The organism is Bradyrhizobium sp. in8p8, from assembly GCF_000426845.1.
Taxonomy (GTDB): Bacteria; Pseudomonadota; Alphaproteobacteria; order Rhizobiales; family Xanthobacteraceae; genus Bradyrhizobium; species Bradyrhizobium japonicum_C.
This window is the reverse complement of record NZ_AUGD01000036.1, coordinates 1-13,636: the sequence shown is the minus strand read 5'-3', so window position 1 is coordinate 13,636 and position 13,636 is coordinate 1. Positions and strand designations below refer to the sequence as shown.

General features: G+C 61.1%; 14 protein-coding genes and 1 pseudogene. 4 read left to right on the top strand and 11 right to left on the bottom strand.

Annotated elements, in window-relative coordinates:
- The coding region (locus K408_RS39950) for an integrase core domain-containing protein (RefSeq protein ID WP_035698893.1) at nt 1-328 on the top strand (328 nt) is incomplete at its 5' end.
- A gap of 890 nt (nt 329-1,218) precedes the next feature.
- Here the strand turns inward: K408_RS39950 and istB are convergent.
- From istB to K408_RS43075, 7 genes are all read right to left on the bottom strand, one after another.
- Nucleotides 1,219-1,962: an IS21-like element helper ATPase IstB gene (gene istB / locus K408_RS0136210; RefSeq protein ID WP_012041725.1), complete on the bottom strand. Its 744-nt coding sequence runs from the start codon at nt 1,960-1,962 to the stop codon at nt 1,219-1,221.
- An 11-nt stretch (nt 1,963-1,973) separates the two neighbouring features.
- Complete coding sequence (gene istA / locus K408_RS0136205; protein WP_080655029.1) at nt 1,974-3,506, bottom strand: IS21 family transposase; 1,533 nt, start codon at nt 3,504-3,506, stop codon at nt 1,974-1,976.
- 141 nt (nt 3,507-3,647) lie between these two features.
- Nucleotides 3,648-4,115, bottom strand: coding sequence for a GGDEF domain-containing protein (locus K408_RS39945; RefSeq protein WP_049820489.1), 468 nt, complete (start codon nt 4,113-4,115; stop codon nt 3,648-3,650).
- Nucleotides 4,116-4,354: 239 nt separating this feature from the next.
- The gene (locus K408_RS44520; RefSeq protein ID WP_080655027.1) at nt 4,355-4,630 is read right to left on the bottom strand and encodes a PAS domain-containing protein; all 276 of its coding nucleotides are present in this window, start codon (nt 4,628-4,630) and stop codon (nt 4,355-4,357) included.
- 3 nt (nt 4,631-4,633) lie between these two features.
- On the bottom strand, nt 4,634-4,864 hold the full coding sequence (locus tag K408_RS0136190) for a PDC sensor domain-containing protein (RefSeq protein ID WP_024343436.1): 231 nt from the start codon (nt 4,862-4,864) through the stop codon (nt 4,634-4,636).
- Nucleotides 4,861-5,349, bottom strand: a complete 489-nt coding sequence (locus K408_RS0136185; RefSeq protein WP_024343437.1) for a PDC sensor domain-containing protein — start codon at nt 5,347-5,349, stop codon at nt 4,861-4,863. The genes K408_RS0136190 and K408_RS0136185 overlap by 4 nt, the downstream gene beginning before the upstream one ends.
- Nucleotides 5,349-5,525, bottom strand: coding sequence for a hypothetical protein (locus K408_RS43075; RefSeq protein ID WP_196232452.1), 177 nt, complete (start codon nt 5,523-5,525; stop codon nt 5,349-5,351). The genes K408_RS0136185 and K408_RS43075 overlap by 1 nt, the downstream gene beginning before the upstream one ends.
- A 263-nt stretch (nt 5,526-5,788) precedes the next feature.
- On the opposite strand from K408_RS43075, the gene K408_RS42535 reads away from it, so the two are divergent.
- Entirely contained in the window at nt 5,789-6,112 is a 324-nt protein-coding gene (locus tag K408_RS42535; RefSeq protein WP_155248810.1) for a hypothetical protein, read from the top strand.
- On the opposite strand, the gene K408_RS40650 is transcribed toward K408_RS42535, so the two are convergent.
- The gene (locus K408_RS40650; RefSeq protein ID WP_049820491.1) at nt 6,060-10,502 is read right to left on the bottom strand and encodes an ATP-binding protein; all 4,443 of its coding nucleotides are present in this window, start codon (nt 10,500-10,502) and stop codon (nt 6,060-6,062) included. The genes K408_RS42535 and K408_RS40650 overlap by 53 nt on opposite strands.
- Before the next feature lie 170 nt (nt 10,503-10,672).
- Complete coding sequence (locus K408_RS44230; RefSeq protein ID WP_349509786.1) at nt 10,673-10,972, bottom strand: hypothetical protein; 300 nt, start codon at nt 10,970-10,972, stop codon at nt 10,673-10,675.
- 91 nt (nt 10,973-11,063) lie between these two features.
- On the opposite strand from K408_RS44230, the gene K408_RS44225 reads away from it, so the two are divergent.
- Nucleotides 11,064-11,249 carry a phosphatase PAP2 family protein gene (locus tag K408_RS44225; protein ID WP_349509785.1) on the top strand — a complete coding sequence of 62 codons (186 nt, stop codon included), beginning with the start codon at nt 11,064-11,066 and terminating at the stop codon, nt 11,247-11,249.
- A gap of 991 nt (nt 11,250-12,240) precedes the next feature.
- Here the strand turns inward: K408_RS44225 and K408_RS39920 are convergent.
- Nucleotides 12,241-12,552, bottom strand: a complete 312-nt coding sequence (locus K408_RS39920) for a response regulator (protein ID WP_245265992.1) — start codon at nt 12,550-12,552, stop codon at nt 12,241-12,243.
- Nucleotides 12,553-13,100: 548 nt separating this feature from the next.
- Between K408_RS39920 and K408_RS41725 the strand changes: the two are divergent.
- Nucleotides 13,101-13,283, top strand: a pseudogene (locus K408_RS41725) (IS110 family transposase); the annotation flags it as partial.
- Nucleotides 13,284-13,324: 41 nt separating this feature from the next.
- Here K408_RS41725 and K408_RS0136160 read toward each other — a convergent pair.
- Nucleotides 13,325-13,636 (bottom strand): integrase core domain-containing protein (locus tag K408_RS0136160; protein WP_155251391.1); only part of this gene is annotated, 312 nt, incomplete at its 5' end.

Sequence of the window (13,636 nt, the reverse complement as noted above, 5' to 3'; positions counted from 1 at the left end):
CATCGACTGGCACTTCATCGCGCCGGGCAAGCCGATCCAGAATGCCTTCGTCGAGAGCTTCAACGGGCGTATGCGTGATGAACTACTCAACGAGACCCTGTTCTTCGACCTCGACGACGCCAGGGCAAAGATCGCGGCGTGGGTTGCCGACTACAACGGCGACCGCCCGCACTCATCGCTGAAATACCTCACCCCGGCGGCCTATGCTGCCACATTCACCGCAACGGGCGATCGGCTGCGCAACCCCGACCAGCTCCGCCGATCGCCCGTTGCTCCACCTGCGCCAATCGGCGTACAAACCCCCGAGACTCTAATTGCCTCTGGATGAAAACTCAGGGGCAGGTCATTGGCGCTTCACCTGGCCGATGGGTCAGCGGGTGAGCAGCAAATACCAGATTCCGGCTAGCAGAAAGACGATGGTTGGCCACGCGAAATATTCAAAAGCGCCGCCCATGCGCGGCGGTGGGGAACAGCGCACGCTGCAACCGTAGGATCTGCTCGGGCTTGGGGAAAAAGATGATCTGGAGCCAGTGGAGAAGCCCCCTCAGGCGCTGATTAATTTCGCGCAGGTCGTCTATGTAAGCCTGGAGCACCGCCGCGCCTCGTCTTGGCCAGAATCTTGAGGGGGATCCTTCCGCTGCTGTGAGCTTGTGCCTGGTCATTTGCGAAGCCTGCCGCACGCCTCGCTCAGTCCTTTGATCTAGATCAAGCCCAGGCATAGGAAAGTTGGAACCGCCAGTCCTTCCTATGGTTATCGGATGATGCCAAAACAGATTGTCATCACCCTCTGGTCACTGGCGGCGGCCTCCCTGTTCGCCTTTAGCGTGGCGGCGCTGGTTTCTCCTCACTAGCTGCCCCCCCGCTGCCGGGTATTCAGCGGGCCCCCGCAAGCTTTAACCCCGTGTCTGGATTATCATCCGGCACGATACTTATCATCCTGTCGCAAGGGGATGCATCCGTCTCGAAGTGCTGATTCCGACGAAGTCCCCAGGCGTACCGATATGAAGTCGCCCGTGGATTCCGAGACGATGTCGCCCACCTTTCCGATTTGATCTCGCCCAGCGGCGAGGCGTTCTGGCCGGCTGGTTCTCTGGCACCGGTCAAGCCGCGCGGTCATCTGGAATCGCGACTTCAACCCATTTTTCTTCTTTTGCGGTTGCTGTGGGCATGTGGGCAACGCGATTGCGTTGTCCAAGCGCAGCGGCATGTCCACAGCGCTCAGGTCTTTCGGGCGGATTGCCGGGTTCGGCGCAGGCTCTCACCGGTGAGGTCGAGCCGATGGGCATTGTGGACGAGGCGATCGAGCACGGCGTCGGCATAGGTGGGATCTCCAATGAGCAGATGCCACTGGTCCACGGGGAGCTGGCTGGTGACGATGGTGGAGCGATGACCGTAGCGATCTTCGAGGATTTCCAGGAGATCGTGACGGGCGCCGGCATCGAGCGGCTCGAGGCCCCAATCATCGAGGATCAGCAGATCGACACGGCCAAGGCCACGCAACAGGCGTGGGTGACGACCGTCGCCGCGGGCGAGCGCCAGATCGTCGAACAGGCGCGGGACGCGCTGATAGAGCACGGAGCGATTGTCGCGACAGGCCTTGTGGCCGAGCGCCGAGGCGAGCCAACTCTTGCCGACGCCTGCCGGGCCGCAGATCAGGAGATTGACGTGGTCGTCGATCCAACGGCCCTCGACAAGCTTGGCGAACAGCGGGCGGTCGAGACCGCGCGGGGTGCGATAGTCGATGTCCTCGACGCATGCCTGCTGGCGCAGCTTGGCGTAGCGCAGGCGAGTGGCGAGCCGTTTGTCGTGCCGCAGCGAGGCTTCACGTTCGAGCAACAGAGCAAGCCATTCGGCGTGACCGAGGCTGCCAGCCTCACCGGCGGCTTCGATGTCGGCGAAGGCCTTGGCCATGCCGTGGAGGCCGAGGGCGTTGAGGCGGTCGAGGGTCGGATGGGTGAGCAAGGGACGGTCTCCTAATTGTAGTAGCGCGGTCCGCGGATGTTGGCATGCAGGATCGGCGCATCGTCCGCGGAGCGCTGGTGAGCGGGACGCCGATCGAGATTGTTGGCGAGGATCGACTTGACCGAGCCATAGGTGCGCGCACCGATGTCGATCGCCCGCGCAGCCGCCGCATCCAGCCGTTCGCGCCCATAGGAGGCGGCGAGCCTGAGGATGCCGAGGCAGGCGCGGAAGCCTTGTTCGGGGTGCGAGCGCTCGTCGAGAATGAGGTCGCACAATGCGCTGGTTGCCGGCCCTATCGCGGCGGCGTCCTGACGGATACGCCCGATAGTCCAGCCGGCGTAGCGCCGATGGCTGGAGGCCATGTGCTCCGGCACGGTGGAGTGCTTGTGATTGCCACTCATGCGCTGATGCGCGGCAATCCGCTCGCCCTTGTGGAAGATCTCGACGGTGCGGGCGGTGAACCGCACCTCGACCTCGGCACGCGCGAAGCGATGCGGAACGCTGTAATAATGCTTCTCCACCTCGACGTGGTAGTCGAGGCTGACGCGGCGGATCCGCCACTCGGCGAGCACGTAGGGGCTCGCCGGCAACGGCTTGAGCGCCGGCCGGTCGATCTCCTCGAGTAACCGGCGGCGCGTCACGCCGAGCCGCCGGATCGGCCGCTCCTCGTTGAGCCTGGTGAGCAACTCGCCGATCGCTGCGTTGACCTCGGCGAGGCTGTAGAAGACGCGGTGGCGCAGGCGGCCGAGCAGCCAGCGCTCGACGATGAGGACAGCCTGCTCGACCTTGGCCTTGTCGCGCGGCTTGCGTGGTCGCGCCGGCAAGATGGCCGTGCCGTAATGCGCCGCCATCTCGGCATAGGTGCGATTGATCTGCGGGTCGTAGAGGCTCGCCTTGATGACCGCGACCTTGGTGTTGTCAGGCACCAAGAGCGCCGGCACGCCGTCGATCGCCGCCAAGGTGCCGACGTGGGCGCTGATCCAGTCGGCAAGCCCCTGCGTCCACGTCGCCTGCGCATAGGTGAAGCTCGAGGCGCCGAGCACGGCGACGAAGATCTGCGCCGTCCTCCGCTCGCCGGTGAGGCGGTCGACCACCACCGGGACGCCGTCGCCCGCGTAGTCGACGAACAGCTTGTCGCCGGCCGCGTGCGCCTGGCGCATCGTCACCGACAGGCGTCCCTCCCAGGCGCGGTAAAGCTCGCAGAAGCGCGAGTACCGATATCCGCCGGGCTCGGCGCCGATGTACTCCTCCCACAGGATCGACAGCGTCACGTGCTTGCGCTTGAGCTCTCGGTGCACCGCCGCCCAATCGGGCTCGGCGATGCGGCGATGACCCTGCCGGTTACCATTGCCGGTCTTGGCGAACAGGCGGGCCTCCAGGGCCGCGTCCGTGAGTCCGTCGGGCAACGGCCAGCTCAGGCCTGCGGCCTCGAACCGCCGGATGGTCAGCCGCACTGTCGAGGGCGCCGCGCCCATCCGCCGAGCAATCTCGCGGCTCGGCAGCCCAGCCGCCTTCATCCTGATCACATCGCGCACACGGCGCATCGCAAGCCTCTCCGTCGGCATCCAGGGTCCCCCTTCGCAAAACCGAAAGGTTGACCCTATGGGAGCCAGAAGAGGTCTCGATACCCGGGCGACATCATCCCGGAATGGTGGGCGACATCATCTCGGAACGGGTGGGCGACTTCAAATCGGAATGGTGGGCGAGATCATCTCGGAATCCTGGGCGACATCGATCGGAATCCGCATCTCGAGCGATGAGGCCGCGACCGTTCGGTCTCGGCCTAACCTCTTGGCTTGGTACAGCGCGATGTCAGCCTCCCGGACAAGAGCCGCCTCGTCACAGGCGTTATTCGATTTCTCGGCAACCCCGACGCTGACGGTCACGCTTCCGCCACCCGCGGGGTGCGGTATCGCAAGCGCGCAGACCATTCCCCGAAGGGCTTCTCCCCGTGCGATAGCCTTGCTCTCGGTCGCGCCCGGCATGATGATCGCAAACTCCTCTCCGCCATATCGCGCAGCGTGGCCGCTCAGGTGACTTGCTGCGGTCGCAATTGCGACTGCGATACGTCGAAGACATTCGTCGCCAGCCAGGTGGCCAAGCGCATCGTTGAAACCCTTGAAGTTGTCGATATCGATCAGCAGGACTGCCATCGAGGCTTGCCGCTAAAAGGTTTCCCGGAGGTGGGCGTCAAAGCCGCGGCGGTTCGCAAGCTGAGTCAGGCCATCCGTAGTAGCCAGCTGGGATAGGCGCCTGTTCGCTGATGACAATTGTACTTCCAGTGCTTTGCGCTGGGTGATGTCGCGCAAAACCGCAACAGTTTCGGCGTTGCGCCCCATCCATCGACCGAAAAAATTCGCCTCGAACCACGCCGTCGAACCGTCAGCATGCATCATCTGAAACTGACAGAAGCCGAGGTATCATCGTCCCGCCATCCATGTCCGATCCGCGCCAAAATCTTCCGGTCGTCGGGGTGGACAAAATCAATATATGGACGGCCGAGAACCTGCTCTTCGCTCATGCCAAGGGCTGCGGACACCGATTGCGAGACGTATTGGCAAATGCCACGGCTATCGAGGACCACCACAACATCCGCGATCTTGTCAGCAAGCAGGCGATGCCTACGCTCCCCCTCGCTTAGCGACTGCTCAAGCCTCGCACGATAGATGAATTAGCGGGCAAGAACGACCGAGATTGCCAGAATGGCGAGCAACAGGCCGACGGCTACCGCCGCATCGATCTTGAGATCGGCCCGCCAGGAGGAGACGATCTCGTCATACGTGCGGGCGACTGCCACCACCAACCCGTACTCCTCCGCCTGCTCATACCCGAAATACTTGCTAAGACCGTCGAAGGGCGACGTAATGGCATAAAAGCCGGATCGCCCCTGATGCAGCTTCACCTTGAAGAGGTCAGTCTGCGAAAGGTCTTTGCCGCTGGTCCCGACGGAAGATGCACCGGTGCCCTGCCTTCGCCGGTGATCAAGATTACGCCGCCATGTTCAGCGATGCCGAAGGCCCGGTAGAAGTTTCCGAAATAGTCGGTAAGGATGGATGCCATCACGACGCCCACAAACTCTCCATTTGCGGCATTGGTGATGCGCCTGGAGAGCACAATGGTGGGCATGCAGGTCGTGCGCGAAGAGAAAGGCCCGCTGATCATGAGTTCCGGGCCGGCATGGCTTTCATTGTAACGGAAGTATTCGCGATCGGCATTGTTGTGGCCGCTGATCGGCAAGGCGCTGGAGTAGACTGCATCGCCGCGCGCATCGAGTACCTTGATCTCGCGCAATTGGGGCAGGGAGCGAACCGTGCTTGCCAAGTAACCGTTGAGGCGCTCTGCCCTGTCCGGTTTGCAATAGGCCAGCATTTCGGCCACGCCCGCCATCACCACATCGGCGCGCGGATGGTGTGCACCGCATGCTGCGCCAAAGAGTGGACCAGGTTTTTGATGTCCTGCTCGGCTCGCCCGATCGCCGCCTCGCGACCCGCCTCGGCCTTCCAGCCGATCAAGCCAAGCACAGAAGCCGCCATCAATAAAGGAATGGACCAGACCGCCACCATCGGATGTCATTCAATCTGACGCTGGACGCGACGCGGCATGTTCTTCCCCACATGTTATGGAGATGATAGGTGTCATCTGATCTTTGAAAAGCAGTGAACGCCGCGAGCCCTTTCATTGGCTTAATTAACGAATGGCTTTTGAAGTTATCGGAATTCAGCAGGGCAGGCCAGGGCAGGGCAGGAACACGGAAGATTACGGAGACTGCTTGACGTTGAGGACGCTAACGCCTTTTCGCCTACTCTCGTGCGAAAGGGGGGAGGTCATGACGGTCCACCTCGGAGCGCAGATAGACGCCTACCAGGTGTTAAGAAATGACCCGGGGCACTGGGACCGGCAGATCGCCGCAGATCTTGCAGCTGAGATGAAGGCGATTTCTGGGGACCGCAGCTCTGATATCCCCGAGATCAGACGTTTCCTTGCCGTGAAGGGTTACCGGGACCTTAAGGCGCATCTGGCTGATGCGGTGCAGATGGCCGGAAGCCCGCTCCTGACAGGGTACTGTTTTGATCACAACAAGCGAGCTGCGCTGTTGGTCAGTTTCGATCGAGAATGTCGCGTACCCGTGCAGCGAGCTGTTCGTATGTGAACGGCTTGGACAGTAACTCGACGCCGGCGTCGACCCGCCCATGATGGACGATGGCGTTCCGCGAGTACCCTGTCGTAAACAGCACTTTTAGTTCCGGCCGTAACTTTATCGCTTCATCGGCGAGCACCTTGCCACTGCGACCTGGCAAGACCACGTCCGTGAATAGCAGATCGACACGCTGATCGGTCTCGAGTATTGCGATGGCCGCATCCGCTGCTTCCGCCTGCAAAACCCGATAGCCCATTTCGCTGAGGATCATCACGCTGTGGGAGCGGACGTCCTCGTTGTCCTCCACCACCAGGACGGTTTCGCCGGCACTTCCCCCCGGAGCAGGCGGCTCTGAGGTTTCGACGGATATGTCTTGTCCATGATACCGCGGGAAGTACATCTTCACGGTCGTGCCTTCGCCCACCTCGCTGTAGATGGTGACGTGACCGCCTGATTGTTTCACGAATCCGTACACCATGCTGAGACCGAGGCCTGTGCCGCGCCCGACCTCCTTGGTGGTATAGAACGGCTCGAACACCCGACTAACGACATCCTTTGGAATACCGCTGCCCGTATCACTGACGCTGATGAGCACGTACTGGCCGGGCACAACCTCGGCTGTCGTCTCCACGTAACGTTGGTCCAAGAACATGTTGGCAGTTTCGATCGTGAGCTTGCCGCCACCCGGCATCGCATCGCGCGCGTTGACCGCCAGGTTGATGATGGCGCTCTCCAACTGGTTTGCATCCGCCTCGACCGTCCACAGCCGCGGCGAAAGCACGCCTTCCAGCTCGATCTGCTCTCCCAAAGTGCGGTGAAGCAGCTCCGTCATATCACGCACCAGGCCATTGAGATCGAGCGGCTTCGGCGTGAGAGGCTGCCGGCGCGAAAACGCGAGCAGCCGCGAAGTGAGGCTGGATGCACGCTGGGCACCTTGCAAAGCCATATCCGCCGCTCGTTTGATCCTTGCATGGTCCTCGGGCTTGGCGCGCCGGATGGTGTCAAGGCCGCCGACGATGATGGTCAGCAGGTTATTGAAGTCGTGGGCCACTCCGCCGGTCAGCTGACCGACCGCTTCCATCTTCTGCGCCTGCCGCAGCGCTTCTTCGGCACTCATGCGGTCGGCCACCTCCTTGGCGACCCGCAATTCCAGCTCCGCGTTCAAATTCTGCAGCTGCTGCTCGGCCTTCAGCCGGTCCTGAAAAAGGCGGGCATTGTCCATGGCGACGGCCGCTTGGGCGGCGAGTCCGACCAAACCTTCCTCAGCGAGAGGTGTAAAAACGCCAGGTTTGGAGTGTCCGAAAAAGAGTCCGCCGATCACCTCACCCGATCGCGACCGAACCGGCACCGCCAGATAGCTGCATACCGGTAAATGCCCTTTTGGCATGCCGTGATATGGCGCCGACTTGCCGTAGCGCGGGTCCTTGGTGATGTCGTCGGATCGTACGATGCCCAAACCCTCGAAGGTGGGGCCGAACACGGCGGTATTCCGCGGCATCGGAAACTTCTCGAAAGCGGATCGCGGCACCCCAGACAGGGTGTACAGGAGATAACTTTCGCCGGACTCGTCGAGGACATTGTAGAAGAAGGCGCCAAATTCGGCCCCGCAAAGCGCGACGCCGGCATCCGTCACCGTTTGGACCACGCGCTCAAGATCTAGGTCTCCGGCCACCGCCGCTGCTGACTGGTTCAGTCTGGCGAGCACCTCGGTTTGTGCCTTCAGCGCAAGCTCGGCCTCCTTGCGCTCATCGATGTCGAGGACAGAGCCGATGGAACCGAGGAGACGGCCGTCTTCAGAATGACGTGGCACGGCCGCGTTGACCACCCAGCGATATCCTCCGTCGGCCTTGCGCAGCCGGTACTCCACGCGTGTTGCGCCGTGACCTGGCTGTGTGCCCATCACGACTGCCTGAGCTGCCTGGCGATCGTCCTCGTGAACGGCGTCCAGCCAACCCGTGCCGAGAGAAGCCTCTGGGGCGCGACCGGTGAAGTCATGCCAGAGCTTGTTGAGATAAATGACAGCTCCGGTCGCGTCGGCGACCCACATCATCACGGGCGCATGGTCGGCCATATTACGGAAGCGCACCTCGCTTTCACGAACTACCGCCGTAAGTTCACGGCGCACCTCGGCCATCCGGATGTTGGCATTGACGCGGGCGAGGAGCTCGCGGGCGGCAAAAGGTTTGGCTAGGTAGTCGTCCGCCCCTGCTTCAAGGCCTTCCACCTGAGCTTCGGCGCCGGCGCGCGCCGAAAGTAGAATCACAGGCACATCGGCCAAGGCAGGCGCGGCCCTCAATCGGGAGAGCAGGCCGAACCCGTCAAGCTTCGGCATCATCACGTCACTGAGAACAAGGTCGGGCCGTGCCTGATTGATGACGGTCAAAGCCGCTTCGCCGTCGGCCACCGCCCTAACGTGATAGCCCTCGTCCTCGAGCAGCCTTTGGAGATAATCGCGCATGTCGGCGTTGTCGTCGGCAAGCACGACGCTTTTGCCCTTTCCCAAGCCTCGCGCGGTACCTGCCGGCATCGCTTCGGGAAGGATCTCGCTCACGCCCAGCTGCATCTGCTTCCCTGGTAACAAGCGCTCCGCTTCATCGACGAACTCTCGGCTTCGGCTCGATAAAGCCGAGGGCTCGACGGCATCCTGCAGCTGTTCTGCAGGAAGATGGGCGCTGCCGAAAGGCAAGGAAATACGGAATCTAGTTCCCTTGCCAAGCTCACTTTCGGCGCTGATGGTCCCGCCGTGGAGTTTCACGAGGTCCTGCACCAGCGCGAGACCGATGCCGCTTCCTTCGAAACTTCGCCCTTGCGGACCTTCGACCCTGTGAAAGCGCTCGAAGAGCTTCGGTAATTCGCCGGCGGCTACACCGATGCCTGTATCAGAGACTTCGACGACGGCCTGGCCCGTTCGGCTGCCGACGTACACCTCGACATGCCCTTGGAAGGTGAACTTGAATGCATTGGAGAGCAGGTTCAGCAGTACCTTCTCCCACATATCACGGTCCACGTAGACCGGGGAGGGGAGGGGCGCGCAGCGCAGGCGCAGCTCAAGCCCCGCCTTTTCCATCGCCGAGCGGAAACTGGAAGCAACGTCGGCACTGTACGCGGCAAGATCCGTTGGCTTATATTTGGCCGTCGCGCGGCCTGCTTCGATCCGCGAGAAGTCGAGCAGACCGTTGACCAGCCGCAACAGCCTGCCGCTGTTGCGATACGCTAGATCCAGCTGAGCCCGAACAGCGTCAGGGATGTCGCTTGCCATTGCCTCTTCAAGAGGCCCAAGCATCAACGTGAGGGGGGTCCTGAACTCGTGGCTGACGTTGGAGAAGAAAGCCGTCTTGGCGCGGTCTATTTCCGCAAGTGCTTCGGCCCGGCGGCGCTCCTGCTCAAAAGCACGGACGTTGATCAGCGCCGTGGCGATGTGGGCGGCCGCCCGCTCAATAAAGGCTCGGTATTCATCGTCCAGCGCGCGTCTCGGGCTTACACCTGCAACAAGGAAACCGGAGATCGCGCGGTCCTGCAGCGGCGCCGCGATCGGCGCAACCAGGGCGCAATCGGACGGCTCCGGCCACGGGCCGCCGGGGAGGGGCTCGCCAAACCTCGCGGTCAAGCCTTCAACAGCTATGGTACGCCCTTGTTGAGCCTCCCGGGTCGGCCATGCGGCCTGATCGTCGCCCAACTCGATGGTCGCGGGGCTCGCAATTCCGTTCTCAACAAGCTGCGAGCAGCCGACCAGCCGAGCGCAATTGCTTGCTTCGTCCAGCCTGTAAAGCAACGCGAATGGCACGTCCGCCGCTTTCGCGGCGAACATCGCGACGGCGACGTCGAACACTTCCTGTTCTGACCGGGCCATTGAGACGCGCTCGGCGAGCTCGCGCAAGGTCCGCTCGCGCCGTTCGCCGACGACCCTGAAGGTTGTCTCGACCACTGCATTGAAAATGTCTTCAACGCGGCCGTGTTCGCCCCTGATCGGGCTGAAGGTGAAATTGAAGTAGCATTCCTCCGTGTAGCCATGGCGGCGCATCGGCAGCAGCTGGTCTTCCTGCCAGACGCCTTCGCCGGTTGACTGGACCTTTTCATAAAGCGGACCGATATCGTCCCAAATTTCTGGCCAAACTTCGCGCCCCGGCCGTCCAAGGGCCCAGGGATGCTTTTCGCCAGGGATGGGGCTCCAGGCATCGTTGTAGAGCAGTGCCAGTTCGTTGCCCCAGTAGATCGCAATCGGGAAATTTGTCCCAAGACAGATACTGACGGCCGCCCGCAGGCTCTGCGGCCACTTGACTACCGGGCCGAAGGGCGTGCTCGCCCAATCGTGTCGCCGCATAAGGCGACCCATCGCGCCGCCCCCAGATAGAAATTGCGGCCCCGTATCCTCTCCAGCGGCCGCGCCGTCGCCTGCTTCCATGCTCTTGCTCGCCCCGACTTCCGGCCCTCACCGGTTTCTCTTACCTTTTAACGACACGCAACTCCAATGCGCGTGGAACTTTCGCGGTCAGAATGTTTGGTTCGGCTTGCTGAGATCTCGTGGAACTCTGGTCATCATCCGGAGTCCGATCTTTTTTGCAAGGTACGAATTCAATGACTTGGAGAACCATAAAGCCAACGAAACCGGATATCCTCATTGCGAACGCGGTGGCCCGCAATACCAATTCTTCCATCGAGCGCGTCGCCCGCGGTCTGACCTGAGGCGCTGACGAACACATCCTTTTGGCCGTTGCTTTCGCGGGGTGGGCAGCAACCCGGGGCAGGTCGGAGCGGCTTCAGCGGGCTGGCAATCATGCGCTCCTCGTAGCCGCGGCAACCGCCCTGATCCCACTTGGGTTCAAAGCCTTGATCAACCAGACGCGTCCTGACCGAAGGACCGTGCTCGGTCATTTGAACGGGTATCCCTTTCCGGTCAGCGTGAAGACGCCTTCCCTTCGGGTCATGCATTGCACATGGTGCCCTTGCTTCGGCTGCGGGCACGGTGCCACCGCTGCCGCGTAGAACGATAAGAGCCTTAGCCGTAGGCCTTTCATTATCGAGAGTCGTAATCCTTACGCATTGGGCAAGCGATGTCGTGATTGGTTTCGCACTTGGTGCCATGGTGGAGCGTATTGTGAGGTTGTGGACCGGATATCCCGTTACGGAAAACCGGTCTATCGATGTGTAAGCGTCGGGGCAGGGGCAGCGTCTGCCTTGGTGGCCTTACGCGAGAGTTTCTTGAGTGCGCCTGATACTTTAGACGCCGGGGCCCCGGGAGACCGCAGCCAGTCCTCGAACTGCGTAGCGGCCTCGGCCTGGCGGACACGCTTCATCAATAGCTCTCGCTCGAAGCCGGGGGGCAGTTGCTCTGCGGCGTCCCGAAATTTTGCAGCTTCTTCAAGGAGGCGCTCTTTGAAGGACTTGCTATGTTTGATGCGTCGCCGCTTCCCGACCATGCAAACTCCTTGCTGCAACGCATAATGGGGCATAGCCCGGCCTTCACTCCAGAACAGATATCATCGTGAATAGTTCCCCAAGCGGAACGAAGTAAGATGACGCTGTCCGACCGAGTAAAGTCGAACATCGAAGTTATTCTTGAGAAAGTTTGCCGGCAGCTGCCTAACGCGGCGACCACGAACTACGCAAGCGGGTAGCTCAACAACTTCTTGACGCCGCCGAAGCGGGCAAGCACACCCTGACCGAATTACGGTCCGAAGGTCTGAAGGCCTTCGCAGCCAGCGTGAAATGGAAGGGCTCATAGACATCCGGCCAACGTTAGGCCAAAAGCTTAGCGCTAATAGGTTGCGGTAATCCGACCGGATGATCCTTCGGGGGATCCGGATGGCATCGGTACCGCTTGTAGAAGACGAATCCCTTATCCGGATGATGATCGCGGATATGTTGAGCGAACTCGGTCACCGTGGCCGGCGAAGCCAGCAATCTGGCGACCGGCCTGGAGCTCGCTTGCGCAGCCGGCATCGTGCTGCCATTCTAGATGTGAAACTCGGCAACGACAGTTCTGAAGCCATTGCTCAGGTACTAAGCGAGCATGGAGTGCCTTTTGCATTCGCTAGCGGGTACGGCGCGGAGGGTGTTCCGGAGGCCTTCAAGGATCACCTCTCCCTCCAAAAGCCGTCTCCGATCGATCAACTTGCTCATTGTTTATCGCGCCTTTTGGGCTAGCAAACACCTGTGGTCTTTTGCATTACCTGAGCAAGGTCATCTTGCGAAAAAGGTTTTCGCAGCAAAGGAAAGCCATCACGCCGTTTCTCACGTCCCGATAGCTGCAAGACCTTGAGAGCCGGACGCAGCCGCGTGGCCCCTTCTGCAAGCTCGTGTCCGTCCATTTCCGGCATGTTGATGTCGGTGATCGAAATTCGCTGAGTTCTGCGAAGCACATCCAGAGCTTCAGCGCCACTATGCGCACAAATGACTTCGCAGCCCAAGTCTTCCAACATGTCCGCCATTACGTCGAGGACAATTTGCATCATCATCTACAACTAAGACAGTATGTTGGGGCATTGGAGGACCTCTTTCAACAACCCACACAGTGATCGGCCGTTCCGATTCGACCATGGGCATCGCAGGGTGGAACTAGCGCAAGGCTTGGAGGTTGCCACACATCGCTGCTCTGCCGTTGGCTACTCTCGGCGGTAGGACGATGATCGCGCTCGGCCTATCCAGGAACGGAGCAGAGATGTCCGACTCCCGCAAAGAACGCCTGCTTGAAAGAAGCACGTCAACTCAGGGACAAGGCAAAGCTCCTGCCGTTTGGGCGCTTCGCCAGGCGGTACTAAAGCGCGCGCGCCAGGCAGAGATTGAAGCTCACATGAATGATGGTTGAGCTCCCCTGGATTGCAGCCGGATAGACGATATGCCGGCCCTAAACCGGGAATCCCCGATTCAGGTCGACTCCAACTAGATGCCGTAATGGGCCCGGCTCCGAGCAAGGGGTCATGATGGTGGCTGTCCCCCGATAGATGATGAAACGGGGTCAGGACTTGAGTCGGCCCCAAGCATCTGGAGACGGAGGACAGCCGTGGAAAATTATGCCGGAATCGACGTGTCATTGGAACTGTCGAGCGTGTGCGTTGTGGACGCCCAGGGCAAGGTCTTGAAGGAAGCGAAGGTCGCAAGCGAACCCGACGCCTTGGTTGAGTTTTTTGAGACGCTCGGCTTTGCAATGAAGCGTATTGGGCTCGAGGCTGGACCGCTGTCACAATGTGAACCGCCCCCGGTTTGCCGGAGGCCATTTGGTTTAAGTTATGCCGCCATGGCCGATTGTTCCAGCATGGCGTAGTAGCGTTGCTCGGCTTCGGCCGGCGGGATGTTTCCGATGGGCTCCAGGAGCCGTCGGTTGTTGAACCAATCGACCCATTCGAGGGTGGCGAACTCGACGGCCTCGAAGCTGCGCCATGGTCCGCGCCGATGGATCACCTCGGCCTTGTAGAGACCGTTGATGGTTTCGGCGAGAGCGTTGTCGTAGGAATCTCCGACACTGCCGACAGAAGGCTCGACGCCGGCTTCAGCCAGGCGTTCGGTGTATTTTATCGATACGTATTGGCTGCCCCTGTC